Source organism: Gordonia alkaliphila (genome assembly GCF_039542465.1).
GTDB lineage: Bacteria > Actinomycetota > Actinomycetes > Mycobacteriales > Mycobacteriaceae > Gordonia > Gordonia alkaliphila.
Window position 1 is genome coordinate 43,778 of sequence record NZ_BAABIE010000009.1, and the last position, 25,978, is coordinate 69,755.

The 25,978-nt window shown below is 71.1% G+C and carries 16 protein-coding genes and 1 tRNA gene; 7 read left to right on the forward strand and 10 right to left on the reverse strand.

The features are described 5' to 3' along the window. Window positions 1-2: 2 nt before the first annotated feature. From ABD989_RS10830 to ettA, 4 genes are all read right to left on the reverse strand, one after another. Entirely contained in the window at window positions 3-4,613 is a 4,611-nt protein-coding gene (locus ABD989_RS10830; protein WP_345313501.1) for an NAD-glutamate dehydrogenase, read from the reverse strand. Window positions 4,614-4,654: 41 nt separating this feature from the next. After that, complete coding sequence (locus ABD989_RS10835; RefSeq protein WP_345313502.1) at window positions 4,655-5,659, reverse strand: helix-turn-helix domain-containing protein; 1,005 nt, start codon at window positions 5,657-5,659, stop codon at window positions 4,655-4,657. Further along, the gene (locus ABD989_RS10840; protein WP_345313503.1) at window positions 5,646-6,695 is read right to left on the reverse strand and encodes an AraC family transcriptional regulator; all 1,050 of its coding nucleotides are present in this window, start codon (window positions 6,693-6,695) and stop codon (window positions 5,646-5,648) included. Before ABD989_RS10840 ends, ABD989_RS10835 begins: the two co-directional genes overlap by 14 nt. Before the next feature lie 80 nt (window positions 6,696-6,775). Then, window positions 6,776-8,452: an energy-dependent translational throttle protein EttA gene (gene ettA / locus ABD989_RS10845; protein ID WP_345313504.1), complete on the reverse strand. Its 1,677-nt coding sequence runs from the start codon at window positions 8,450-8,452 to the stop codon at window positions 6,776-6,778. Between the two features lie 219 nt (window positions 8,453-8,671). Between ettA and ABD989_RS10850 the strand changes: the two genes are divergently transcribed. Continuing rightward, complete coding sequence (locus ABD989_RS10850) at window positions 8,672-9,061, forward strand: TIGR02611 family protein (protein ID WP_345313505.1); 390 nt, start codon at window positions 8,672-8,674, stop codon at window positions 9,059-9,061. Here ABD989_RS10850 and ABD989_RS10855 read toward each other — a convergent pair. Together ABD989_RS10855 and ABD989_RS10860 are read right to left on the reverse strand one after the other, a co-directional pair. Next, window positions 9,058-9,474 (reverse strand): single-stranded DNA-binding protein, encoded by a 417-nt coding sequence (locus ABD989_RS10855; RefSeq protein ID WP_345313506.1) that lies wholly within the window; start codon window positions 9,472-9,474, stop codon window positions 9,058-9,060. The genes ABD989_RS10850 and ABD989_RS10855 overlap by 4 nt on opposite strands. A gap of 109 nt (window positions 9,475-9,583) precedes the next feature. After that, window positions 9,584-11,746, reverse strand: coding sequence for a bifunctional copper resistance protein CopD/cytochrome c oxidase assembly protein (locus ABD989_RS10860; protein WP_425556522.1), 2,163 nt, complete (start codon window positions 11,744-11,746; stop codon window positions 9,584-9,586). A gap of 48 nt (window positions 11,747-11,794) precedes the next feature. Between ABD989_RS10860 and ABD989_RS10865 the strand changes: the two genes are divergently transcribed. Beyond that, window positions 11,795-11,868 (forward strand) — tRNA-Arg (locus ABD989_RS10865). A gap of 61 nt (window positions 11,869-11,929) precedes the next feature. Here the strand turns inward: ABD989_RS10865 and ABD989_RS10870 are convergent. Next, window positions 11,930-12,763 (reverse strand): crotonase/enoyl-CoA hydratase family protein, encoded by an 834-nt coding sequence (locus ABD989_RS10870; RefSeq protein ID WP_345313507.1) that lies wholly within the window; start codon window positions 12,761-12,763, stop codon window positions 11,930-11,932. Continuing rightward, window positions 12,763-13,893, reverse strand: a complete 1,131-nt coding sequence (locus ABD989_RS10875; protein WP_345313508.1) for a thiolase family protein — start codon at window positions 13,891-13,893, stop codon at window positions 12,763-12,765. Before ABD989_RS10875 ends, ABD989_RS10870 begins: the two co-directional genes overlap by 1 nt. A 144-nt stretch (window positions 13,894-14,037) precedes the next feature. On the opposite strand from ABD989_RS10875, the gene ABD989_RS10880 reads away from it, so the two are divergent. The 5 genes from ABD989_RS10880 (at window position 14,038) to ABD989_RS10900 (ending at window position 23,472) form a co-directional block, all read left to right on the forward strand. Further along, window positions 14,038-17,835 carry a bifunctional nitrate reductase/sulfite reductase flavoprotein subunit alpha gene (locus ABD989_RS10880; RefSeq protein ID WP_345313509.1) on the forward strand — a complete coding sequence of 1,266 codons (3,798 nt, stop codon included), beginning with the start codon at window positions 14,038-14,040 and terminating at the stop codon, window positions 17,833-17,835. A 30-nt stretch (window positions 17,836-17,865) separates the two neighbouring features. Further along, entirely contained in the window at window positions 17,866-19,593 is a 1,728-nt protein-coding gene (locus ABD989_RS10885) for an NTP transferase domain-containing protein (RefSeq protein WP_345313510.1), read from the forward strand. A 146-nt stretch (window positions 19,594-19,739) separates the two neighbouring features. Continuing rightward, window positions 19,740-22,295 (forward strand): nitrite reductase large subunit NirB, encoded by a 2,556-nt coding sequence (gene nirB / locus ABD989_RS10890; RefSeq protein ID WP_345313511.1) that lies wholly within the window; start codon window positions 19,740-19,742, stop codon window positions 22,293-22,295. Window positions 22,296-22,297: 2 nt separating this feature from the next. Further along, window positions 22,298-22,753, forward strand: coding sequence for a nitrite reductase small subunit NirD (nirD, locus tag ABD989_RS10895; RefSeq protein WP_345313512.1), 456 nt, complete (start codon window positions 22,298-22,300; stop codon window positions 22,751-22,753). Further along, window positions 22,750-23,472, forward strand: a complete 723-nt coding sequence (locus ABD989_RS10900; protein WP_345313513.1) for a sirohydrochlorin chelatase — start codon at window positions 22,750-22,752, stop codon at window positions 23,470-23,472. Before nirD ends, ABD989_RS10900 begins: the two co-directional genes overlap by 4 nt. On the opposite strand, the gene ABD989_RS10905 is transcribed toward ABD989_RS10900, so the two are convergent. After that, window positions 23,444-24,562 carry a uroporphyrinogen-III synthase gene (locus tag ABD989_RS10905; RefSeq protein WP_345313514.1) on the reverse strand — a complete coding sequence of 373 codons (1,119 nt, stop codon included), beginning with the start codon at window positions 24,560-24,562 and terminating at the stop codon, window positions 23,444-23,446. The genes ABD989_RS10900 and ABD989_RS10905 overlap by 29 nt on opposite strands. Then, entirely contained in the window at window positions 24,559-25,929 is a 1,371-nt protein-coding gene (locus ABD989_RS10910; RefSeq protein WP_345313515.1) for an MFS transporter, read from the reverse strand. Before ABD989_RS10910 ends, ABD989_RS10905 begins: the two co-directional genes overlap by 4 nt. Window positions 25,930-25,978 lie beyond the last annotated feature (49 nt).

Here is a 25,978-nt window from a genome sequence, read left to right on the forward strand (position 1 = left end):
GGTCACACCACGCTGCGCAGGGCGCGCACGGCCACGGTCAGTCCGGCGACGCCCGGCTCGGTCGCGTTCTTCACCTCGTCGACGGTGGCCAGCACGCGCGACAGGGTGGCGCTGCGCGCCTGTTCCCAGTCCGCGATCTTGGCCTCGGCACTCTCCCCCGGATCCGACAGGGCCAGAATCGCGGAGGTGATCGAGCGGACCAGCGTGTGCAGATCGTCGCGCAACGCCAGGCGGGCCAGCAGGTGCCAGCGGTCCCGGCGTTCCTGCTGCTCGACGGCCACCAGCAACTCGTCGATGGCGAAGTGCTCGAGGACGGCGAAGGCGAGGTCGCCGACCTCGGCCACGGCCCGGTCGGTGATCTCGGCCAGATCGGCGATGTCCAGCAGGTGCACGCGGTACGGCACGCGCGCCACGGCCCGGGCCAGGTCGGGATCGGCGCCGCGGGCGACGAAGTCGGCGCTGACCGTCTCCAGGTCCGCGGCGATCGTCGGCCGCGCCCACCCGTCGATCTGGTCGGTCAGGTGCGCGACGTCCCGGTAGCGACGCACCTCGGCGGCGATGGCCAGCGGCTGGGGCCGATGTTCGAGGAACCAGCGGCTGGCACGGGAGAGCAGCATACGAGCTCGTTGCGTCATGGCGTCGAGCACCGCGGCGTCGAGGTCGGCGGCGCGGAGCGCGGCGATCTGCGCACTGAATCCGAAGACTTCGGTGACCGCGGTGAACGCGCGGGCGATCTCGGTGACCGTCGCGGTGGTGGCCTCCCCGATGCGGAACAGGTGCGTGATCCCGCCGTCGTCGACCATCTGGTTGACCAGCATGGTGGCCGCCAGCTCGCGCCGGAGGCTGTGGCCATCGATACCGTCGGCGAAACGTTCCCGCAGCGGCACCGGGAAGTAGACCCGCACCAGCGGGCTGAAGACGTCACCGTCGAGCAGCGGTGACGCCACGAGTTCGGCCTTGGCCTGCAGCTTGACGTGCGCCATCACCGTGGCCAGTTCGGGGCTGGTGAGCCCCCGACCCAGTTCCCCGGCGCGGCGTGCCAGCAGCGCCTCCGGGGTCGGCAACGTCTCGAGGGCGAGGTCCACTCCGTGCTCGGCCAGCTCGGCGAGCAGGCGGGCGTAGAGGTCGGCCTCGTCGTCGGCGCGGCGCCGCGCGCAGCCCAGCTCCGCGTTCTGGCTGATGTTGTCGGCCAGCACGAGGGTCGCCACCTCGTCGGTCATCGACTCCAGCAGGCTGTCGCGGTCACCCGGCACCAGAGTCCCGGCGGTGATCTGCGCGTCGAGCAGGATCTTGATGTTGACTTCGTGATCGGAGCAGTCGACGCCCGCCGAGTTGTCGAGGGCATCGGTGTTGATGCGCACCCCGCACAGGTCCGCCTCCACCCGCCCGCGTTCGGTGACGCCCAGGTTGCCGCCCTCACCGACCACCTTGACGCGCAGCTGATCCGCGCTCACGCGGACCGGGTCGTTGGCCTTGTCCCCCACCTGGGCATCGGACTCGTCGCTCGCCCGCAGGTAGGTGCCGATCCCGCCGTTGAAGAGCAGATCGACCGGTGACCGCAGGATCGCGCGGATCAGTTCCGGCGGCGACAGCGCGGTCACCGTCTCGGCCAGGCCCAGAGCGGCCCGCACCTGATCGCTGACCGGAATCGACTTGACCTCGCGGGCGTAGACGCCGCCGCCCGCGCTGATCAGGTCGGTGCGATAGTCGCCCCACGACGAGCGCGGCAGCGCGAACAGCCGCGCGCGTTCGGCGTACGAGGCGGCCGCCTCCGGGTTCGGGTCGAGGAAGATGTGCCGGTGGTCGAAGGCCGCCACCAGCCGGGTGTGGCGGGAGGCGAGCATGCCGTTGCCGAAGACGTCGCCGCTCATGTCGCCGATCCCGACCGCGGTGAACTCCTCTGACTGGACGTCGACGTTCAGCTCCCGGAAGTGCCGCTTCACCGCCTCCCAGGCTCCGCGGGCGGTGATGCCCATGGCCTTGTGGTCGTAGCCCACCGACCCGCCGGAGGCGAACGCGTCGCCGAGCCAGAAACCGTAGTCGGCGGCCACCGCGTTGGCGATGTCGGAGAAGCTCGCGGTGCCCTTGTCGGCGGCCATCACCAGGTACGGATCGTCGCCGTCGCGGCGCGCCACCGCGCGCGGCGGGACGATCGCGCCGTCGACCCGATTGTCGGTGAGCGTGATCAGCGCGGCGACGAACGCGCGATAGCACGCGATGCCTTCCTCGCGGAGTGCGGCTTGATCGGCGGCGACGTCCCCGGTGGGCAGCGGGGCCCGCCGCACCACGAAGCCGCCTTTGGCGCCGGCCGGCACGATCACGGCGTTCTTCACCGCCTGCGCCTTCACCAGTCCGAGTACCTCGGTGCGGAAGTCCTCGCGCCGCTCGGACCACCGGCAGCCGCCGCGCGCGACGGCGCCGAACCGCAGGTGCACGCCTTCCACCCGCGGCGAGTGCACGAAGATCTCGAACTCCGGGCGGGGCGCCGGCGCCAACGCCAGCTCCGCGGTCGCCAGCTTGATCGCCACTGTGGGCGCGTAGCCGTCGTCGATCCGGCGGCATTCCGGGTCGTCGGCACGGAAGAAGTTGGTGCGCAACGTGACTCGTATCGCGGCGGCGATCGCACTGAGTGCCCGGTCGGCCTCCAGGCTGAGGATGGCGGCCAGTTCCGCGTCCAGGGCCTGCTCGGCGGCGGCGAGCCGGTCGCCGCGCTCTGCGTCGTCGATCGACGGATCGAGCCGAGCGTCGAACAGATCGATGAGCCCGCGCGTCGCGGCCCGGTAGTCGCCGAGGACCTCGGCGAAGTGGGCGACGCTGTTGCCGAGCCCGCACTGCTGGAGGTACCGGACATAGGTGCGCAGCACGGCGATCTCCGCGCTGCTCATGCCCGCCCGCAGGACGAGCTCGTTGAGTTCGTCGATGTCGGTGTGGCCCAACCACATTCGACGGAAGGCCTGCGCCGAGAGCCCGGCGACGACCGACGGATCGGCCACCTGCACGTGACTCGCCGGCCGCACCGTGAACTCGTAGATCCGGACGCCGACGCCGTCGGTCCGGTCCACGCGATACGGGTGCTCGTCGAGCACCGTCAGTCCGAGACTGGCCAGCATGGGCAACAGTTCGGTGAGGGCGGCATCCCGGTCAGCCAGGTACAGCACGAAGGACCACGGTCCGTCGTCCGCGGTGCGCAGCTCCACGTGCACATCTCCCGGCGCGAGGTCGACGACCAGCGGCAGGTCGCGAGCAGCGTCGGACGGCGCACGCTCCTCCCGGTAGCGGGTGGACACCGCAGGCAGCAGACCGGCCGCCGGACCGCCCGGCGCGAGCAGCGCCCGGACCTCGTCTTCCCAGCTCGCCGCCGCCTGCGTCACCAACTGTTCCAGTCGCTGATGGGCGGGCGAGCCGATGCGCACGTCCTCGGAGCCTGCACCGGTGTCCACCCGCATCATCACCTGCAGTTGCGCGAGCGGTCCGTCGCCCAGTCGCGTCGCGAACTCCGACCGCGATCCGCCGAGCTCCCGTTCCAGTCCGTCGATGATCGCCGCCCGCACGTCCGACGAGTACCGGTCCCGCGGCAGGAATGCCAGCACGCTGAGCGCTCGGTCGTCGTGGCAGCGCCGCGCGAACAGTCGCACCGATCGATCGACATTGGCCGCGAGCAGCTCGTCGAGGCGGTGCGCGATCTCGTCGACGCCGCCGGAGAACAACGCGACCAGCGGGTAAGTCTGCAGTAGTTCGACCGCCGCGAGGCCGTTGAAGGAGTCCTCGTCGTAGCCGCGTGCCTCCAGCACCTCGGCCACCTTTCGACGCACCACCGGAATGTCCCGAACGGACTGGTAGATGCCGATCGAACTGAACGCGCCGACGAACTGGTGCTCCACGGCACCGTCGAAGAACCGCAGGATCACCGGGTATCGCGTCCGCAGCACCCCGGTGGCGAGGTAGCCGCGATCGATCACCGGGCGCCTGCGGACCGACGCGGCGTGCTCGCCGTCGAGCGGCGCCACCCGCGCCGTCGTCGGATCGGACCAGACCCCCAGACCTTCTCCGCCGTCTGCGCGCGCATACCCGACGATGTGGAAGTTCACGCCGTCGGCGATCCACTCGACCAGCGCGCGATACTCGTCGCGTTCGTCGTCGGGCGCCACGAGCACGTCCCCGAGTGTCGTCAGCCGGGCGGCGATCGCGTCGGCATCCCGGGCCAGCGCACCCACCAGCTCCACCGCACGGGACACGGCCGCGTGCAGTCGGTCCGCGTCGAGGTCGGCGGAGCGGAAGACGCGGACCCTGATCCAGGATTCGTCGACGGCCGCCGCAGCGTCATGTCCTGAAAGGTCATACCCCGACGAGTCGTCGCCGAACGCCAGCAGCCGCCCGTCGTCGGCGCGCAGGACCGGCAGGATCGGGTGCTCGATCCCGGCGACCGACAGTCCGAAGGCCTCCACCACGGTCAGCACCGATTCCACCAGCAGGGGGGTATCGGCGACGACCACCGCGATCTCCACCGTCGCGTCGTCGGAGTCGATGATCGCGACCACCGAGGTGCCGGGCAACCGGACCTGCGCAGCGGCCGGCACGTCGGGGAACTGATCGTCGGTCATGGAACCTCCCATGTTCAGGAGGCTAGCCGCGCCCGTCGGGTCACCGTGGCCGGTCACACATAGTCGTAGGCGGCCGTCACCGGCCGACCCGGGCGGCGTGGTCCGCGCTCCGGCGATTCGACGAGTACCCGTCCGAAGTCCGGATCCAGCCGCCGCCGCGCGAGCGCCTGCTCGCGATACGCGCTGGGGGTCTGTCCGACGACCGCCTCGAAACGACGACGGAACGTGCCGACGGACCGGAACCCGGACGCTGCGGCGATCTCGGCCAGCCGGACCGTCTCCGGTGCCTGCAGCAGAGTGCGTGCGCAGTCGAGACGCCGCTCGGTGATCAGTCCGGCGACGGTGATCCCCGTATCGGTGAAGTACCGGTACAACTGGCGGAGACTCATGCTCAGCCCCTCGGCGATCGTCGACGCCGACAGATCCGGACAGGCGAAATCCCGGTCGATCCGCTCGCGCACCGCGGCGAGGACGTAATCGTCCGCCAGCCGCTGTTGGGCGAGGGCACCGCCGATGAGGTCGACCACGGCCTGCTGTTCCGCGACACCGATCGGCCGACTGCCGCGGGTGGTGTCCACCACGAACTGCGTGACGAATTCGGCGGCCGCCGCACTGAACGGCGTGTCCAGCACCGTGGCGCCGGTTCGTCGAAGTCCCTCACCTCGCTGGTCCACCAGCCGCGCGGGTGCCGACAGCACCGCCAAGCGGGTCGGCTCGGTGAAGGTCCAGTCGAGTTCCCGGTGCGGGGAGTAGAGCACGAGGTGCCCGGCGGCGCACTCGATCTGCACCGCGCCGCCGCAGAGACGCAGAGTCGACGCGGTGTCGGCCACCGCCGCGTGCAGCTTCTCGTCGGCGGGGTCGGGATCGACGGGGTCCCCGGCCTGCTCCAGCCGACAGGGCGACAGCCGCGTGAGCTCGGTGGTCACCAGGCGGCCTTCGGCCCGCTGAACCGTCGCGCGGAAGGCACCCGGCGGGGCGGCCGTGATCGACCCGAAGGCGGGATGTCCGGTGAGCCCGGCGGCACCGGACAGCCGTGCCGGTGCGTCAGGCACCAGCATCGGCGTCGCCCTCCCGCGCAGCCTGTCGGAACTGGCTCGGGGTGAGCCCGAACTCGGCGCTGAAGCGTTTGGACAGCGTGCCCGCGGAGCTGAAGCCGGAGGCGGCCGCCACTTCTCGCAGACTCATTCGCGGTTGCCGGACGAGCAGGTCGCGCGCGTGTGCCAGTCGTCGGCGCGCGATCAGCACGGCGGGCGTGTCTTCGGTGTCGGCGAAGAAGCGGTACATGTGCCGTCTGCTCAGATACAGCATGCGCGCGACGGCGTCCCCGTCGAAGCTGGGGTCGCGGTAGTGCTGCTCGATGAGCTGCGCGGTCACCTCCCGGACGTACAACTCGCTGTCGGCGGCCCGGAAACTGTCCGCCCGGTGCGGGGCGAGGGCCGCCCGGATCAGTTCGGCGACGGCGAGTTCGGCGCCCGGATCGATCGGCGACTGCCGCACGGCCACGTCGTTGGCGAAACGCGTGACGAAGGCCGCGGTCGCGCGCGCCAGCGGCGAGTCGTCGACCAGTGGCGCCATCGACCAGCCGCCGATCGGCCGCGGCCCGAGGAGTTCGGTGGGCACCCAGATGCCCGCCAGATCGGCGACCGCGCGCGATGTGTGCACGAACGGCGCGCCGTTGTCGACGGCCACCAGTTGCCGCGGATGACTGTAGGTGCGCGAGTGATCGCCGGCGGACACCGTGCCCCCGCCGACCAACTGCTGGGTGCCGACGAGCACGAAGTCGGACCGGAACTTCTTGACGAGTTCCGGGGTGCGGTCCGTGGTACACGGGGTCCGCAGCAGGGAGAAGGCCATCAGGTGCGTCAGCGGACGCCAGTACAGGTACTCCTCGAAGGCCGCGGGATCGTCGGCCGTGACCGCGAAGGTCTCCATTTCACTGTCGAGACCCTGCTGCCCCACACGATGGAGGTAGCGCGTGGGATCGGCGCCGAGCGGATGCTCGGCGCCGATCGTCGTCTGCCACGCCTGGATCGCCGCCGGCGCCAGCCCGAGGGTCGCTACCTGCCGCGTGCCCGCCGTCGAACGAGAGTGCACTTCGCTATCGCCGCCTCCGAGTCAAGTCCCCATTCTGGGAAAAACTTCTCATTTCCGAACGGCAATTGCAAACTTTTGTCTCAGTCGCGGGTGAGCTTGCGGTGGGTCACACGGTGCGGGCGCGCGGCCTCTGCGCCCAGACGCTCCACCTTGTTCTCCTCGTACGCTTCGAAGTTGCCCTCGAACCAGAACCACTTGCCTTCTTCGACGTTGCCCTCCCACGCCAGGATGTGGGTACAGGTCCGGTCCAGGAACCAGCGGTCGTGCGAGATCACCACGGCGCAGCCGGGGAACTGCTCGAGCGCGTTCTCCAGCGAGCTCAGGGTCTCCACGTCCAGGTCGTTGGTCGGCTCGTCGAGCAGGATCAGGTTGCCGCCCTCTTTCAGGGTCAGCGCCAGGTTCAGTCGGTTGCGCTCACCACCGGAGAGCACCTCCGACGGCTTCTGCTGATCGCCGCCCTTGAAGCCGAACGCACTCAGGTACGCGCGCGAGGGCATCTCGTTCTGGCCCACCTCGATGTAGTCGAGGCCGTCGGACACCACTTCCCACACCGTCTTCTTCGGATCGATGTTGGCGCGGGTCTGGTCCACGTAGCTGAGCTTGACGGTTTCGCCCACCTTGACGGTGCCCGAGTCCGGCTCCTCGAGCCCGACGATGGTCTTGAACAGGGTGGTCTTGCCGACGCCGTTCGGGCCGATCACGCCGACGATGCCGTTACGCGGCAGGGTGAACGACAGGTCCTTGATCAGCACGCGGCCGTCGAAGCCCTTGTCCAGGTTGTTCACCTCGACCACCACGCTGCCCAGGCGGGGCGGAGTGGGGATCTGGATCTCTTCGAAGTCGAGCTTGCGGTGCTTCTCGGCCTCGGTCACCATCTCGTCGTAGCGGGCCAGACGCGCCTTGTTCTTGGTCTGGCGGGCCTTGGCACCCGAACGCACCCAGGCGAGCTCTTCCTTGAGGCGCTTCTGCAGCTTCTGGTCCTTCTTGCCCTGCACCTCCAGACGCTCGGCCTTCTTCTCCAGGTAGGTGGAGTAGTTGCCCTCGTACGGGTGCAGCTTGCCGCGGTCCACCTCGCAGATCCACTGCGCGACGTGATCGAGGAAGTACCGGTCGTGCGTCACCGCCAGGACGGCGCCCGGATAGGTAGCCAGGAACTGCTCCAGCCACAGCACCGACTCGGCGTCGAGGTGGTTGGTCGGCTCATCGAGAAGCAGCAGGTCGGGGCTGCTCAGCAGCAGCTTGCACAGCGCCACGCGGCGCCGCTCGCCACCGGAGAGGTGGGTCACCGGGGAGTCGCCCGGCGGGCAGCGCAGCGCGTCCATCGCCTGCTCGATCTGGCTGTCGAGGTCCCACGCATCGGCGTTGTCCAGGTCTTCCTGGAGCTTGCCCATCTCCTCCATCAGTTCGTCGGAGTAGTCGGTGGCCATGAGTTCGGCGATCTCGTTGTAGCGCGCGAGCTTGACGCCGATCTCACCCATGCCCTCTTCGACGTTCTCCTTGACCGTCTTCTCCTCGTTGAGAGGGGGTTCCTGCAGGAGGATGCCGACGGTCGCCTCCGGATCGAGGAAGGCCTCGCCGTTGCTCGGCTGATCCAGGCCCGCCATGATCTTCAGGATCGACGATTTGCCGGCGCCGTTCGGGCCCACGACGCCGATCTTGGCACCCGGGTAGAAGGACATCGTGACGTCATCGAGGATGACCTTGTCACCGTGCGCCTTACGGACCTTCTTCATCGTGTAAATGAACTCGCCAGCCACGCCTTACCTCTTCTCAACCGCACATGGTCACAACAGCCCTCCAGTGTAGTGCTCGGCCCGAGATGCGCACATCGGCACCGGTGGCGGCAGTCTGAACCACGACCGAGCAGTTCCTGAGAATCGGCTGCCAATCCGGCTCGCCCCCTGGTTTTTCGTGGATTTCCCCGTACTTTGGTTCAGGGAAAGTCCCCACCCCATCGACTCTCGGGAGGCCCGCGCATGCGACTGCGGCTGAAGATCTGGCACCGGAAACAACGCTTCGTCATTCGACAGCGCCCGGTCCTCAATCAGATCTATCGGTTGGCGGTCGGCGTCGTGGGCACCGTCATGATGCTCGCGGGCCTGGTGATGATTCCCCTGCCCATCCCCGGCCCCGGCTGGGTGACCCTGTTCCTCGGTCTGGCCGTGCTGGCCACCGAGTTCGCCTGGGCCCACCGCGCGACGTCGTTCATCCGCCGTCAGCTGCAGCGCGCCGGCGCCCTGTCGAACGCGGTCGTCGAGCGCACCCGCACCGTGGTCGGCACCAACCTGGCGTACCACCGCCGCACCATGCTGACCCACGCGCGGACCGCGTACACCCGCATCTCGCCGCGCCCGGTCCACGCCTAGTTCGGCAGACCGACCCACTCTCCCTCGATCGGGGCCCCGCCACTGCGCGGGGCCTCGATTGTTTTCTCGCGCGCACCAGGCTGGGCGAGGTCGAGTCCCAGGGACACCGCCTTCATCTCCAGCGAGGACCGCTTGATGCCGTCGTTGCCGACGTATTCGTCGGTGTAGAGCGCCCCGTGCGCGATGATCAGCGCGCCGCGCTGCACGGCGTCGGGCACCGTCGTGGCGAGTCGGTTCCAGCACTTGACCGTCAGGAACAGCGACGGCCCGTCGCTCCACTGACCGGACTCACGGTCCAGGCGCCGCGAATTGCAGGCCATCCGGAAGGTCACCACGTCGCCGTGCCCGTTGGTCTGTGCCCGCCGCGGTTCGGTGATCACCCGGCCGGTGACCGTCGCATAGGTCTCGAACATCTCGCCCACTCCTCGTCTCGTGTCACAGTGAGTCCGTGCCGGACTCCCCGATTCGAGGATGACGAACGACGACCCGTCGCGGAACACCGCGGATCGACGCTGTGGGCAGCTAGGCGACCGGCGGCGACTTCTCCACAGGCGCGTCCGCCGAGACATCCGCGGTGTCGTCGGCGGCAGTATCCTGCGTCGTCTCCGAGCTCTCCGATCCGCGCGGCGAGCCGGCGTCCGGCGTGTGCATCTGGGCGAGCATCGCGTTGTAGCTGTCCAGTTCGGCGTCGTGGTCGCGCGCTGCCTTGCGGTCGAAGTTCCGCGCCTGCCGTCGGTCCTGGCGCTGCCACTGCACCAGCAGCGCGATCATCACCAGCATGAGCGGGAACTCGCCGGTGGCCCACGCGATGCCGCCGCCGGTCTGCTGATCCCCGGCCAGATCGTTCTGCCAGGGCAGCACCAGCGATTTGTACCAGTCCTCGGCGATCACCGCGGTGGTCAGCATGAGGGCGACGCCGAAGAACGCGTGGAAGGGCAGCGAGCCCCACACGATGCCGAGCTTGGCGACCGGGGTCACCTGGCGCGGCGCCGGATCGATGCCGATCACCACCCAGTAGAAGATGTACCCGGAGATCAGGAAGTGCAGGTTCATCGCGAGGTGCGCGGAATGGTTGTCCACGATGTTCTCGAACAGCCCGCCCAGGTACAGGACGTAGAAGCTGCCGACGAAGACCGCGATGGCGATCAACGGGTGCGTGACGAAGCGCGAGTACTTGCTGTGAATCCCGGTCAAGATCCACTCGCGTGGCCCGGGCGGCTGGCCACGACCGGCCGGTGCGATGGCCCGCAATGCCAGCGTCATCGGCGCACCGAGCACCAGCAGCACCGGCACCAGCATCGACATGATCATGTGGCTCATCATGTGGACGCTGAAGACGGCCGGCGAGTAGCGGCCCAGGCCCGACGACGTGGCCACCAGCAGCGCGAGGCAGCCCAGCAGCCACGCCACGGTCCGCCCGATCGGCCAGGTGTCGCCGCGCCGGCGCATCCGCTGCACACCGATCAGGTAGACGATCGCCAAGACGATCGCGGCGGTGCCGAAGATCAGGTCGAAGCGCCAGTCCAGGGCCAGGGTCTTCAAGCTCGGCGGGCTGTCGAGGCGGTAGCCGATCTCGAGCTCCACCGGCGACACGTCCGCGGTCTCCAGAACGGGCGGCGGCGTTCGGGACAGTCCCGAACCGAGGCCGAAGGCGATCGCGAAGACCGCCGTCTCCACCGCGGCCAGCCGCACGAACAGCGATTTCTGCGGGGCGTCGGTCTTCTCCAGTTCGGCGATGGTGCGCCCGCGGTGCACGGCACCGAAGGCGCCCGCAATCAGCAGGGTGACGAACTTGGCCAGCACCACCAATCCATAGGTGGTGGTGAAGAGTTCAGCGAACGTCATCCGCACCAGCGCGTTGAGCACACCGCTGGCGGCCACCACGATCAGGCACCAGAACGCCATCCGCGAGTAGCGGCGCACCGCCAGGGTGCGCCACCGACCGTTGCCGAAGCCGTAGGCCAGCACCACCACGAGGCCGCCGGTCCAGGCCGCGGCGGCGACGATGTGCAGGATCAGGCTGTTGGTACCGAGGTCGTGGTTGCCGCCTGCGGACGAGTGCCCGGCCAGCGCCGACGGCATCAGCGAGAGGAAGCCCAGGCCGATCACCAGAATGGTCCAACCCCACCGCATCGCGGCCTTGGCCAGCACCGCCGCGAAGATCGCGAAGATCGCCGTCCACAGCCAATAGCGCGTCTCGGCGACCTGCCCGCACGCGCCCAGAATGCCGCCCTGCCCGATACTCCCGAAGCACTCGGAGAGGGTGGTTCCCAGGGGGCTGCCGCTCGCGTTGGCCACCGACAGCGGAATCAGCGCCAACGCCGCCAGGCTCCAGCCGAAGAAGGCCGCCGACGACCAGCGCAGCGCGCGATAGCCGCCGATGTCGAGCTCGCCGCTGGCCTGCGGCGGTACGAAGAAGGCGGCGAAGATCGCGCTACCGAAACCGATGGCGGCCAGCAACTGGCCGATCACGGTGACCACCGGCAGGCCGTAGGTGGGCACCCAGCCCGGATCCGGCAGACCGGTGAGCTTCAACGCAGTGGCCGCACTGACGGCCGTCACGATCACCGCGGCGACGGCACCGACGACGAGCAGACCGGCGATCAGCAGTCGACGCATGCTCGACGGGTCTCGCAAACTGTCCCGATCATGGGTCGCGTCCGGCCGCGCGGTCGTCATACTCATGAGATCCACTGTAGGTCGCGATATAGTGACCCTCGCTGTCGGCTACCCGCCTCCGTAGCTCAGGTGGATAGAGCAAGGGCCTTCTAATCCCGAGGTCGCAGGTTCGAGTCCTGCCGGGGGCACCGTCCCGGTCGGCCGCGTACAGGTGAGTGAACTCATACCCGTACGCGGCCGGCCGGTGTGTTATTCGCCGGTGAAGCGGCCGGGGCGCTTCTCCAGGAACGCCGAGACCGCCTCGTGGTGATCGGCGGTCTGGTGCGCGACGGCCTGCATCGTGGCCGACAGTTCCAGCAGCTGATCCAGGCTCTGCCGCGACGACTCACGCAACAGCTTCTTCGTCATCCGAACCGTCACCGGCGGATTCGCCGCGATGCGGGCGGCCAGCGCGTGCGCCTGCGGCAGTAGGTCGTCGGGCTCGGTGACCCGCGAGACCAGCCCCCACTCCAGCGCGGTGACCGCATCCACCCGATCGCCGGTCAGCGCCATCTCGGCGGCCCGCGCCTGCCCCACCGCGCGCGGCAGGAACCAGGCCCCACCGTCGCCCGGAATCAGGCCGAGCTTCACGAAGCTCTCCGCGAAGAAGGCGTTCGACGACGCGATCCGCAGATCGCACATCAGCGACAGGTCGCAGCCCGCGCCCACCGCCGGGCCGTTGACGGCGGCGATGATCGGCACCTCGAGGGTGTCCATGGCGCGCGGAATGCGCTGGATGCCGAGCTGGTAGCCCACCCGCTGCTCGTGCGGGCCGCCGCCGAACAGCCCGGTGCGGGCCGCCATGTCCTTCACGTTGCCGCCCGCGGAGAATGCGCTGCCGGCACCGGTGAGGATCACCACCCGCACGCTCGGGTCGCGGTTGACGGCGTCGACCGCGCCGACCAGCGCGTCGATGACGGCCTCGTCGGAGATCGCGTTGCGGGTCTCCGGCTGGTTGAGCGTCCAGACCACCACGTCGCCGTCGCGCTCGATCAGCAACGGATCGGCCCCCGCGCTGTCGGTTTCCACGCTGTGGGTACCCATCAGAGCAGTTCCAGGATGGTGGCGTTGGCCATGCCGCCGGCTTCGCACATGGTCTGCAGGCCGTAGCGGATGCCGTTGTCGCGCATGTGATGCACCATGCGAGTCATCAGGATCGCGCCGGACCCGCCGAGCGGGTGACCCACGGCGATGGCGCCGCCCAGCGGGTTCAGCACGTCGTCGGAGGCGCCGATCTCGGCCTGCCAGGCCAGCGGCACCGGCGCGAAGGCCTCGTTCACCTCGAAGACGCCGATGTCGGACACCGACAGTCCGGAGCGGCTGAGCGCCTTGGCGGTCGCCGCGATCGGGGCGGTCAGCATCATCACCGGGTCGTCGCCGGCCAGGACGGCGGTGTGCACGCGGGCGATCGGCTGCCAGCCGTTGGCCAGCGCGATCTCGGTGGTGGTCACCAGCAGTGCGGCCGCACCGTCGGAGATCTGCGAAGCGTTGCCCGCGGTGACCACGCCGTCGGCGTCGAACGGTGTCTTGAGCTTGGCCAGCGATTCGACGGTGGTGCCGCGGCGCAGGCCCTCGTCGTTCTCCAGTCCTGCGACGGGCGCCAGCTGCCCGGCGAACGCACCGGCGTCGATGGCGGCGGCGGTGCGCTCGTGCGATCGCGCCGAGTACTCGTCGAGCTGCGTCCGGGTCAGGCCCCACTTGGCGGCCATCATCTCCGCGCCCAGTCCCTGGTTGAAGCCGTCCACGCCGTAGCGGTCGAGCACCGACGGCGGGTAGGGCTGGCCGTCGCCGCGGGCCGAGCCCATCGGCACCCGCGACATCGACTCGACGCCGCCGGCGATGGCGATGTCGTACTGGCCGGCGATGACGCCCGCCGCGGCGAAGTGCACGGCCTGCTGCGCCGAACCGCACCGGCGGTCCACCACGGTGGCCGGTACCGACTCGGGCCACCCGGCCGCGAGGACGCCGACGCGCCCGATGCTGCCTGCCTGATCACCGACCTGGCTGACGCAGCCCCAGATCACGCCGTCGACCAGGGCCGGATCCAGCCCGGTGCGCTCGGCGACCTGCGTGAGGACGTGCGCCGTGAGGTCGCCGGGGTGGACGTCGGACAGCGCGCCGTTGCGCTTGCCGATCGGGGTGCGGACCGCTTCTACGATGACTGCATCTCTCATGGCCGCCATTGTGGCACCCGTCACCGGCTCGCCGCCGTCGAGGTCGGTCCGCACACGGCGCCGCGAGCGGCGGTGAGATCGCCGTGATCGGCGGGTAACGGCGGGGTCGGCCGATGCGTAACACCGCCGCGACAGCCTGGTGCCATGACGATCACCGAGGAGCGCACCGTGGCGACGGTCTGCGGGTACTGCGGCGTCGGCTGCGGACTCACGCTGACCGTCGTCGACGACGCCGTGACCGCGTCGACGGGCACCCCGCATCATCCGGCCAACCGCGGTCGGCTGTGCACCAAGGGCGCTACCACCGTGGACCTGCTGCGCGCCCCCGGCCGACTGACGACCGCATGGTCCCGGGCGACGCGGGAGGATCCGCTGACACCGGTCGACGTCGACGACGAGATCGTCCGCGTGGCCCGTCGGTTCACCGAGCTCCGCGACGTCCACGGCCCCGACGCGGTGGCGCTCTACGTGTCCGGGCAGATGTCGATCGAAGCGCAATACCTAGCGAACAAGCTGGCCAAGGGCTATCTGCGGACGCCCCTGATCGAGTCGAACTCGCGGCTGTGCATGGCCAGCGCGGCGACCGGATACAAGCAGTCGCTGGGCGCCGACGGGCCGCCGGGCAGCTACGACGACCTCGACCACGCCGACCTGTTCCTGGTGATCGGCGCCAACATGGCCGACTGCCACCCGATCCTGTTCCTGCGGATGATGGACCGGGTCAAGGCCGGGGCGAAGCTCATCGTGGTGGATCCGCGACGTACGGCGACGGCCGCCAAAGCGGACCTTCACCTGGCGGTCCGGCCGGGCACCGATCTGGCGCTGCTGAACGGTCTGCTGCGGCTGCTCGTGGAGGCCGGCGCCGTCGATCACGACTTCATCGCCGCGCACACCGAGGGGTGGCCGGAACTGCTGAACCTGCTCGACGACTATCCGGTCGAGAAGGTGGCCGCCCGCACCGGTCTGTCGGTGGCCGACCTGGAGCGGGCTGCGGCGATGATCGCGGAAGCCGACGACTGGACGAGCCTGTGGACCATGGGCCTGAACCAGTCGGTGCGCGGCACCTGGCACACCAATGCGCTGTGCAATCTGCACCTGGCGACCGGTGCGATCTGCCGCACCGGAAGCGGTCCGTTCTCGCTGACCGGCCAGCCGAACGCGATGGGCGGCCGCGAGATGGGTTACATGGGGCCGGGCTTGCCGGGCCAACGTTCCGCGCTCGATGCCCGCGACCGCGCCGACGTCGAGGCGCTCTGGGGGCTGCCGGTCGACACGATTCCGGACGCCGCCGGCGGCGGCACCGTCGACCTGTTCGAGCAGTTGGCCGCGGGCGTCGTGAAAGCGGTGTGGATCATCTGCACCAACCCGGTGGTCTCGGTGGCCAACCGGGACACGGTGATCCGCGCCCTGGAGCAGGCCGAGTTCGTGGTGGTGCAAGACGTCTACACCGATGTGGAGACGGCGGCCTACGCCGACGCGGTGCTCCCGGCGGCGCTGTGGACCGAGGCCGCCGGCGTGATGGTGAACTCCGAGCGCTCCCTCAGCCTGTGCACGCCCGCTGTGCCCGCGCCGGGCCAGGCGCGCCCGGATTGGCAGCTCATCGCCGAGGTGGCCACCGCGATGGGCTTCGGCGACGCCTTCGCCTTCGACGACGCCGCCGCGGTCTTCGACGAACTCGCCCGATTCGTGAACCCGCGCACCGGGTGGGACGTGCGCGGGGCGCACCACGCGCGGTTGGCCGACGGACCCGTGCAGTGGCCGGTCCCGCCCGGCGGCGCGGACCGCAACCCTATCCGCTATCTGCACCCCGCCGACGACGGCACGCTGCGGCCGGTCTTCCCCACCCCCTCCGGGCGGGCCCGGTTCCTCGCACGCCCGGACCTGCCGCGGGAGCAGGCGCCCGACGGCGAGCACCCGATGCTGCTGACCACCGGACGGCTCGCCCACCAGTGGCACACGCGCACCAAGACCGCGCGCGTGCCGAAGCTGGAGAAGCTCAATCCGCACCCCTTCGTGCAGCTGCACCCCGACGACGCCGCCGCGCTGGGCATCGGCCCCGGCGCACCGGTCGACGTCGCCTCCCGCCGCGGCGCCGTGCGCCTGCCCGCCCAGCTCACCGACGCGATCTCCCCCGGCCTGTGCTTCGTCCCGATGCACTGGAGCGGCGAGCTGCAGGCGATCAACGCCGTCACCAGCGACGCCGTCGACGCCGACTCTCTGCAACCCGAGTTCAAGCTCTGCGCGGTCTCGGTCACCGCGGCCCCGGTGACCGCCGCCCCGGTCGTCGTCTCGTCGGAGACCGCGACGTCGCCAACGGAGGACGTGGCGCCGCCCGCCGATCGGGTGCTGGTGGTGTGGTCGTCGACCACTGGCACCGCCCAAACGTACGCCGAGCACTGCGCGCAGACGCTGCGCGCCGACGGTCGCCCGGTGGTACTGGCCTGTGCCGACCGCGTCGGTCTCGACGACCTGTGGGGCGACGTGCTGTTCGTGGTGGCCACCACCGGCGACGGCGATGCGCCCGACGACGCGCTCGCACTCTGGGATGCGTTGGGCGCGGCCACTTCCGAGCAGGTGATCGACCTGCGGTACGCGGTGCTCGGCTTCGGCGACTCGTCGTACGCCGACTTCTGCGGCTTCGCCCGCAAGCTCGACGGACGCCTCGCCCACCTGCAGGCGCAGCGCCTCACCCGGCGGAGCTCGTGCGAACCCGACTCCCATGCGCCCGCCGACACGTGGCTGGCCGCGGTGCGCTCGGCGTTCGGGGTCAGCGCCGAGCGACTCGCCGCGACCCCCGCGCCGCAGGCCGCCGCCGGGTATTCGCGGGCCGCTCCCCTGCGCGCCCGCCTCGTCGCCAACGACCTGCTGTCGGCGCCCGGATCGGCGAAACAGGTACGCCGCTTCGCTTTCGAGCTCCCGCCCGACACCCTGACCTACGAGCCGGGGGACGCGCTGGGCGTGTGGCCGCGCAACAGCGCCGACACCGTGGCGCAGTGGCTGGCCGCGACGGGGCTCGACAGGGTCACGCGAGACGGGGCGACGCTCGTCGAGGTCGACGGCGCCGAGGTCTCGTTGACGCAGGCCCTGACCGAGCACTACGACATCACCCGGATCACCGTCGACCTCGTGCGGATGATCAACGCCCGCCACCCGGACGCCGCGCTGGCCGACCTGATCGAGCACCCGGCTCGACTCGCCGACTGGTCGTGGAACCGGCAGGCCGTCGACCTGCTCGCCGACTACCCGATCACCGCGTCGGTCGCCGACTGGCTGGCCGTGCTGCGCCGGCTGGCGCCGCGCCTGTACTCGATCTCGTCGAGTCCGGCGGTGGATCCGGGGCGGGTGGAGACGACCGTCTCGGTGGTCGGGTTCGACGGCGCGCACGGGCGGCGCGCGGGCGTCTGTTCGTCGTTCCTCGCCTCCGGTGTCCCGGGTGCGGCCGAGTACTCGATCTTCGTGGCCCCCAACCGCAGCTTCGCGCCGCCGACGGAGACCGCGGCGCCGATGCTGATGATCGGCCCGGGTACCGGCGTCGCACCGTTCCGCGGATTCCTGCACCATCGGGCGGCGACCGGCGCATCCGGGGACAACTGGCTACTGTTCGGCGAACAGCACCGCGCCACCGACTTCTACTACCGCGACGAGCTCACCGGCTTCCTCGAGTCGGACCTGCTGACCCGGCTGGACACCGCGTTCTCCCGCGATCAGGCCGAGAAGATCTACGTGCAGGACGTACTCCTCGCCAACGCCGGGCACGTCTGGTCGTGGTTGCAGCGCGGCGCGTACGTCTACGTGTGCGGCGATGCGACCCGCATGGCCCGCGACGTGGACGTGGCCCTGCGCCGCATCGTCGCCGAGCAGGGCCGACTGGCCCCGGCCGCCGTCGATGCCTTCGTCACCGCGCTCGGCGCCGAGAAGCGCTACGTGCGCGATGTCTACTGACCACGCCCACCGGCGTCGTATGGTCGGGCGGTGACCGTGACGCAGCCCGTGTTCGACGCCATCGTCCTGGCCGGCGGCCGGGCCCGCCGCCTGGCCGGTGCCGACAAACCCGCCGCATCGGTCGGCGGCCGCCGCCTGATCGACATCGCGCTCGACGCCGTCGCCGGCGCCCGCAGCGTCGTGGTGGTGGGACCGGATCGGCGGCTGCCCGCGCAGGTGCTCACCGCGCGCGAGGAGCCGCCGTACTCCGGACCGGTCGCGGCGATCGCGGCCGGCCTCGCCGCCCTCGACGCCGCGGGCCGCACCGACGTGCCCGTCGTGGTGCTGGCGAGCGACCTGCCGGAGGCCACGGCCGGTCAGGTCGCCGAGTTGCTCCGCGCCCTGGACGAGGACGGAAGTCCGGCCGTCTTCGCCAGCGACGAGGGCGGCCATGCCCAGTACCTGTTGGGCGCGTGGACTTCTCGCGCCCTGGCGGCCGTCCGCGCGGCGGCGCCCGGCGCCTCGGTGCGCAGTCTCCTCCCGGCCGGGGCCGTTTTCCGGGCGATCGCCGGCACCGCGGACGTCGACACGCCCGCCGATCTGGATCACGCGCGTCGCCGCGCGGCCGTCGGCCCCGACCCGATCGCCGCGCGCGCCATCGTCCGCAGCGCGCTGCCGCCGCTACCGGCCGTCGTCAAGGCCGCCGACCACACCGCGGGCACGGTGCTCGCGGCGCCGCTGCGCGCCGCCGAACCCTTCCCGCCGTTCGACGCCTCCGCCATGGACGGCTTCGCGGTGGCCGGGCCCGGCCCCTGGCGACTGGTCGACGCTCCGCGCGCGGCCGGCCACACCGACACCGCGGCGTTGACCGACGGGCAGGCCGCCCGCATCGCCACCGGCGCCGCCCTGCCGACCGGGGCCGACCGCGCGCTGCGCCACGAGGAGACCGTCCTCGACGGCGACCGGCTCACCGAGACCTCGACCGGCCGGGACGACACCCGGCGCGCGGGCAGCGCGTGGCCGGCCGGTGCCGCGCTGGCCCCGGCCGGGTACGACGCCGACGCCGCCGTCCGGTCGGTGGCCCGCGCGGCCCGCGTGCTGGAGCTGACGGTCCGGGGGCCGGTGCGCGCCCGCCTGCACACCTCCGGCGACGAGGTCGTCGCCGACTGTTCCGGCGCGCAGCCGCTGCCCTACGGCACCATCGCCGACGCCGCGTCCGGTCCGGTCACCGCACTGCTGCACGACACCGGGGTCGAGACCACCGCGGGCGGTCACCTCGCCGACACCGTCGACGCCTTCCGCGCCGCGCTGACCGCCCCCGCCGACCTGATCGTGGTGATTGGCGCGACCGGGCACGGGGTGGCAGATCACCTCCGCGCGGCACTGGCCGCCGAGGACGCCGAACTGCTGGTCGACGGCATCCGCCTGCGGCCGGGCGGTTCTCTCCTCGTGGCTCGAATGCCCAGCGGCACAGTGCTTCTGGGCCTGGGCGGCAATCCGCTCGCCGCGGTGGCCGGGACCGCCGTGCTGGTACCCGCGATCACCGACGCGCTGTTGGGCCGAGCGCCCCGCCCGCCCGAGCTCCTGGACCTGACCGCGTCCGACGAGTTGCGCATGCCGACCCGCTGGCGGGTACTCCCGGTGGAGCCGGACGGTGCCGGCGCCTGGGTGGCCACCGCCGGTCGCGGCACCGGACACCTCGCGTCGGCCATCGGCCACCGGGGCCTCGCGCTGATCCCGCCCACCGAGTCCGCCGCGGGCGTGCAGCGCCTGTCCTGACCGCGCGCACCGCCTGTACACACCCCCTGCGCACACCGCCCTAGCCCCGGTTGTGCGTTCGATGTGATCGCGCGGCCACATCGCAGCAGAATCCGGGCAACACGCCGTTCCTACCGTGATTCCACACGGCCAGGAAAGGCAATCTCATGCAACGAACAGTCCTCGTGGTGGGCCACGGAATGGTCGGTCACCGCTTCGTTCAGGCGCTGCGCACCCGCGACCCGGAGCAGCGCTTCCGGGTGGTGATCGCCGGTGAGGAGAGCGATCCCGCGTACGACCGCGTCGCGCTGTCGAGCTACGTCGGCGAGTGGGACCGCGCGGCTCTCGCCTTGCCGGACAACCGATTCGACGACGACTCCGACGTGACCCTGCGCGTCGGGACCCGCGTGGCCGCCATCGACCGGCAGGCCCGTCGCGTCGTCACCGAGGACGGCGAGCAGCTGACCTACGACACCCTGGTGCTCGCCACCGGGTCGTCGGCCTTCGTGCCGCCGGTGCCCGGCCACGCCGGGCCGCACCGCCACGTGTACCGCACCCTCGACGACCTCGACGACCTCGCCGCCGACGCCGCTGCGGCGCTGGCCCGCGACAGCGCGGCCGTCGGCGTGGTGATCGGCGGCGGCCTCCTCGGCCTCGAGGCGGCCAACGCTCTGCGCCAGCTCGGCCTCACCCCGCACGTCGTCGAATACAACCCGCGCCTCATGCCGAACCAGGTGGACGCCGGCGGCGGCGAGCACCTGGCGCGGATGATCGGCGAGCTCGGCATCACGTTGAGCCTGGGCGTCGCCACCGAGAGCATCGAGACCCGCGCCGACGGCGGGGTGCGCGTCGCCCTGTCCGACGGCAGCACGGTGGACGCCGGACTGGTGGTATTCGCCGCCGGTGTCCGCCCCCGCGACGAGCTGGCCCGCGCGGCCGGACTGGACGTGGCCGAACGCGGCGGCGTCCGCACCGACGGCACCGGCGTCACCAGCGACCCGTCGATCTACGCGATCGGCGAGGTCGCCGCGATCGACGGCCGCTGCTACGGACTCGTCGGCCCCGGTTACGCCACCGCCGAGGTGGTGGCCGATCGTCTCGTCGGCGGCGACGCGACCTTCCCCGGCGCGGACCTGTCGACCAAGCTCAAGCTGCTCGGCGTCGAGGTGGCGAGCTTCGGCGACGCCCTCGGCACCTCCCCGGGCGCCCTCAGCGTGGTGGTCTCCGACCCGGTGGGCGGCACCTACGCCAAGCTGGTGCTGTCCGACGACGCAGGCGTCCTGCTCGGCGGCGTGCTGGTCGGTGACGCGAGCGCCTACGGCATGCTGCGCCCGCTGGTCGGTGCCACCGTGCCCGGCGATCCGGTGAGCCTCATCTCGCCCGCCTCGGATTCGGCTGGGGCGCTGGGTCTTTCGGCGCTCGGCGACGACGCCCAGATCTGCTCCTGCAACGACGTCAGCAAGGGCGCCCTGTGCGCGGCCGTCGCCGACGGCGCGTGCACGGTGGCCGATCTGAAGAAGTGCACGGGCGCCGGAACGTCGTGCGGTTCGTGCGTGCCGCTGCTGTCGAAGATCCTCGACGAGTCGGGCGTGGTGCAGTCGCGGTCGCTGTGCGAGCACTTCACGCAGTCCCGCGCCGAACTGTTCGAGCTGGTCCTGGCCAGCGACGTGCGGACCTTCTCCGGGCTCATCGGCCGGTTCGGCACCGGCACCGGCTGCGACATCTGCAAGCCGACCGTCGCGTCGATCCTGGCGTCGACCGGCTCCGACCACATCCTCGGCGGCGAACAGGCCACCCTCCAGGACACCAACGACGCCTTCCTGGCGAACATCCAGCGCAACGGCACCTACTCGGTGGTGCCGCGGGTGCCCGGCGGCGACATCACCGCGGAACAGCTGATCCTGATCGGCGAGATCGCCCGCGACTTCGACCTGTACACCAAGATCACCGGCGGCCAGCGCATTGACCTGTTCGGCGCCCGCGTGGAGCAGCTGCCGCTGATCTGGCGGCGACTGGTCGACGGCGGCATGGAGTCCGGGCAGGCCTACGGCAAGTCGCTGCGCACCGTGAAGAGCTGTGTCGGCTCGGACTGGTGCCGCTACGGTCAGCAGGACTCGGTGCAGCTGGCCGTCGACCTGGAACTGCGCTACCGCGGGCTGCGGTCGCCGCACAAGCTGAAGATGGGCGTCTCCGGGTGCGCGCGCGAATGCGCCGAGGCCCGCGGCAAGGACGTCGGCGTCATCGCCACCGAGGCCGGCTGGAACCTGTACGTCTGCGGCAACGGCGGCATGACCCCCAAGCATGCGCAGCTGCTGGCCGGCGACCTGGACACCGCCACCCTGATCCGCTACATCGACCGCTTCCTCATGTACTACATCCGCACCGCGGACCGACTGCAGCGCACCGCGCCGTGGCTCGACGAGCTCGACGGCGGGCTCGATCGCCTGCGCGAGGTGGTGGTCGACGACGCCCTCGGGCTGGCCGCCGACTTCGAGGCGGCGATGGCCCGGCACGTCGACAGCTACTCCTGCGAGTGGAAGGGCGTGCTCGACGATCCGGCCAAGCTGGCCCGCTTCGTGTCCTTCGTGAACGCCCCCGAATCCCCTGACCCGACGGTGAGCTTCGGCGAGAACCACGGCCGCAAGGTGCCCGTGTTACTCGGCCAGCCGACCGTCGCCCCGCGGTCCGTGTCCCCGCTGCCTGCTACCCAGAATGGAGCCTGATCATGTCGCTCGCCTTCGATCTGCACCGGTGGAGTCGTGACTGGACCGCGGCCTGCCCGCTGGCGGCCCTCGAGCCGCTGCGCGGCGTGGCCGTGCTGCTGCCCGACGGCGCCCAGGTGGCGCTGTTCCGGCTGGCCGACGACCGACTCAAAGCCGTCGGAAACATCGATCCGCTGGGCCGGGCGGCGGTGCTGTCGCGCGGCATCGTCGGCGACCGCAACGGCTTCCCGGTGGTGCACTCCCCGCTCAAGAAGCAGGCGTTCAGCCTGATCGACGGCCGGTGCCTGGACGCCGAGGGCGTCTCGGTGCCGGTGTACGGCACGCGGATCGGGCTCGACGGCACGGTCTTCGTCGCGAACTCCCCCGAGGTGCGCTTCGCCTATCGGCCGGTGCCCGTCGTGGCCGATGCCGACGACGAACGCCCGGAGCACGCTCTGCGCGATCGGACGCTCCGATGACCACCGTCCTGGTGGCCCACGGTACCCGCAATCCGCGCGGGGTCGCCCTCATCGGCGACCTCGCGGCGGCGATGTCCGCGCGCCTGCACGAGCCGGTGCACGCGGCCTTCGTCGACGTGCTCGGTCCGTCGCCGACGGAGGTGCTCCGACGGCTCGACGACGAGCACGCGGAGTCCGGCGCGGCACCGGTGGCGGTGGTGCCGGCCTTCCTGGCGCGCGGCTATCACGTCCGCGTCGACCTGCCCGCGCACGTGGACGCCGCAGGCCATCCGGCGGCCGCGCTCACGCCGGCGCTGGGGCCGTCGCCCGATCTCGCGGCCGTGCTCGCCCTGCGTCTGCGAGCGGCCGGCGCGCAAGAAGACGACGCGATAGTGCTCGCCGCGGCCGGCTCCTCGGACCCGCTGGCCGTCGCCGACGTGGACCGCACCGCGGGGCACCTGGGCGAGATCCTGGGCGCCGACGTGACGGTGGGGTTCGCCGCGCCGCCCGCCGACGGGTCGGCGCACCCCGGCGTGACCGAGGCCGTTCGGGCCGCGCGGGGCCGCGGCCGACGGGTGGCGGTGGCGTCGTACCTGTTGGCGCCGGGGCTGTTTCAGCAGCGCCTGGCACAGACCGACGCGGAGGTGGTCGCGGCCCCGTTGGGCCTGCATCCCCGCGTCGTCGGTCTCGCCTGCGATCGCGTGCGCGCGGTCAGAGCGCGAGTCGATATCCCCGCTTGACGACGGTCGCGATCAGTTCGCGGACGCCCAACGCGGTACGCAGGCGGCCGATGGCCACCTCCACCGCGTGGGCGTCGTCGCCCGCTGCCGGCAGCAGAGCCAGCAGCTCCTCGCGAGAGCGCACCTGACCGGGCTGCGCCGCCAACGCCTTGAGCAGCGCCAGACCGGTGGCCGAGACCTCGCGCGCCTCGCCGTCGACCACCGCGCTCCCGGCCCGGACACCGAGCGTGTGTCCGGCGACCTGCAGTTCCGGGCGGCGGACGGGCAGATCGTCGGCCACCAGGCGGGCCAGGGCGCCCAGTCGCATGCGCTCGGGAGCCACCGACGACACACCGATGCGGACGAGCGGCGCCGCCGTCACCGGACCGACGCAGTAGACCTCGACACGCGTGAGCAGCGCCTGCCGCAGCGAGGTCGTGAGTCCCAGCTCGTCAGCGCGCCCGAGCATCGAGGCCACGGCCGGAGCCGAGGTGAAGGTCACCGCGTCCACCCCGCCGGTGGCGATGTCGGAGATCAGCGCGTCCAGTGCGGTCGGATCGTCGGGCGTCTTCCAGCGGTACACCGGAACCCCCACCACGTCGGCGCCGAGCGCAGCCAGGCCGGGCAGGAACTCGGGATTCGGGTCCCAGTCGTCGGAGGCGCCGTGCAGTTGCACCGCGACCCGGAGTCCGGTCAGGTCCTCGCCGCGCAGGTGGTCCAGGACCTCGGCGGAGGATTCCGAGTCCGGCGACCACTCCTCGCGCAGCCCAGCCGCCCGCAGCGCGCCGGTGGGCTTGGGGCCGCGGGAGATCACGCGGGCGCGCGACAGCACGGCCAGCAGGTCCTCGGCCAGTCCCCACCCGTCGGCCGCCTCGATCCAGCCGCGGAAACCGATGCCGGTGGTGGCGATCAGCATGTCCGGCGGCTGCGCCAGCAGTTCTTCGGTCGACGCGCGCAGCGCCGCGTCGTCGGGCAGCGGGACCATCGTGATCGCGGCGGCGCCGACCACACGCGCGCCGCGCCGCGCCAGAAGAGCGGTGAACTCTTCGGCGCGGCGCGCTGCGGTGACGGCCACCGTGAAGCCGGTCAACGGCTGCTCTGAGTTGGTCATGAAGCAAGTGTCGCAGACGTCGGGGCGGCCTCCGGTGCGCCGCCGCGCTCACGCGGGACGGCCAGGTACACCCGCCAGGTGATCACCGCGGCCACCGCGTAGAACACGGCGAAGATCACAAAGGCCCAGGTCGCCGCGCCGGTGGCCGCGTAGGACTGGCGCAGCACCAGGTTGATCCCGACGCCGCCGAGGCCGCCGACGGCGCCGGCGATACCGATCACCGCACCGGACATCGAACGCGAGTAGGCGGCCTTGCCCGCTTCGTCGAGCGGCAGCGCGCGGGCTGCGGCGTCGAACACCGACGGGATGATCTTGTACACCGATCCGTTGCCCATCCCGGAGAGCACGAACAGCACCACGAAGCCGACCGCGCAGGCGGCGATGGAGGTGCCGCCGGCGATCAGCACAGCGGCGCCGGCGATCATCCCGACGAAGACCACGAGGGTCACGGCGCTGCCGCCGAAGCGGTCGGCGAGGCGGCCGCCCCAGACTCGGCTGAGCGAACCGAGCAGCGGTCCGACGAAGGCGATCTGAGCGGCGTGCAGCGACGCCTCCGCGACCGACTGGCCGTCGGCGGCGAAGTTGAGCGCCAACATCTGGCCGAAGGCGAACGAGAAGCCGATGAACGAACCGAAGGTGCCGATGTACAGCAGCGAGATGGTCCAGGTGTGCCGGTTGCGCACGGCCGCGCGCATGGCGGCCAGGTCCACGCCGGGGCCGTCGAGATTGTCCATGAACAGCGCCGCCCCGATACCGGCGATCACCAGCGCCACCAGATAGAACGCACACACCCAGTACGGCTGGCGGTCCCCGGCCCAGGCGATCACCAGCAGCCCGAGCAGCTGCACCGCGGGCACCCCGAGGTTGCCGCCGCCGGCGTTGAGGCCGAGCGCCCACCCCTTGAGTCGCTGCGGGTAGAAGGCGTTGATGTTGGTCATCGACGATGCGAAGTTGCCGCCGCCCAGGCCGGTCAGCGCCGCGCACAGCAGGTACATCCACAGCGGCTGGCCCGGATTCGCCAGCAGCACGATGGTGGCCGCGACCGGGATCAGCAGCACGAAGGCGGAGAAGACCGTCCAGTTGCGGCCGCCGAATCGGGTGGTGGCCATGGTGTACGGGAGCCGCAGCAGGGCGCCGCTGAGCGTCGCGACGGCGCCGATCAGGAACTTGTCGCCGAGGGTGATGCCGTAGACGTCGGTCGGCATGAACAGCACCATCACCGACCACAGCGACCAGACGGAGAAGCCGACGTGCTCGGCCACCACGGACCAGATCAGGTTCCGGCGGGCCACCCGCGCTCCCCCGGACTCCCACGCCTCGAGGTCCTCCGGATCCCAGTCGGTGATCGTGTGAGATCTCTTGTGCACCAACGTATTCTCCTCGCCCTACCGCGCTGACCCCTGTCAGGCTCCTGCG

What these genes read in the sequence shown, in the direction of transcription:
- ABD989_RS10830 (WP_345313501.1), bottom strand. Translation starts at nt 4,613, where the DNA reads ATGGGAGGTTCCATGACCGACGATCAGTTCCCCGACGTGCCGGCCGCT.
- ABD989_RS10835 (WP_345313502.1), bottom strand. Translation starts at nt 5,659, where the DNA reads ATGCTGGTGCCTGACGCACCGGCACGGCTGTCCGGTGCCGCCGGGCTC.
- ABD989_RS10850 (WP_345313505.1), top strand. Translation starts at nt 8,672, where the DNA reads ATGCGACTGCGGCTGAAGATCTGGCACCGGAAACAACGCTTCGTCATT.
- ABD989_RS10855 (WP_345313506.1), bottom strand. Translation starts at nt 9,474, where the DNA reads ATGTTCGAGACCTATGCGACGGTCACCGGCCGGGTGATCACCGAACCG.
- ABD989_RS10860 (WP_425556522.1), bottom strand. Translation starts at nt 11,746, where the DNA reads ATGAGTATGACGACCGCGCGGCCGGACGCGACCCATGATCGGGACAGT.
- ABD989_RS10870 (WP_345313507.1), bottom strand. Translation starts at nt 12,763, where the DNA reads ATGGGTACCCACAGCGTGGAAACCGACAGCGCGGGGGCCGATCCGTTG.
- ABD989_RS10875 (WP_345313508.1), bottom strand. Translation starts at nt 13,893, where the DNA reads ATGAGAGATGCAGTCATCGTAGAAGCGGTCCGCACCCCGATCGGCAAG.
- ABD989_RS10880 (WP_345313509.1), top strand. Translation starts at nt 14,038, where the DNA reads ATGACGATCACCGAGGAGCGCACCGTGGCGACGGTCTGCGGGTACTGC.
- nirB (WP_345313511.1), top strand. Translation starts at nt 19,740, where the DNA reads ATGCAACGAACAGTCCTCGTGGTGGGCCACGGAATGGTCGGTCACCGC.
- nirD (WP_345313512.1), top strand. Translation starts at nt 22,298, where the DNA reads ATGTCGCTCGCCTTCGATCTGCACCGGTGGAGTCGTGACTGGACCGCG.
- ABD989_RS10900 (WP_345313513.1), top strand. Translation starts at nt 22,750, where the DNA reads ATGACCACCGTCCTGGTGGCCCACGGTACCCGCAATCCGCGCGGGGTC.
- ABD989_RS10905 (WP_345313514.1), bottom strand. Translation starts at nt 24,562, where the DNA reads ATGACCAACTCAGAGCAGCCGTTGACCGGCTTCACGGTGGCCGTCACC.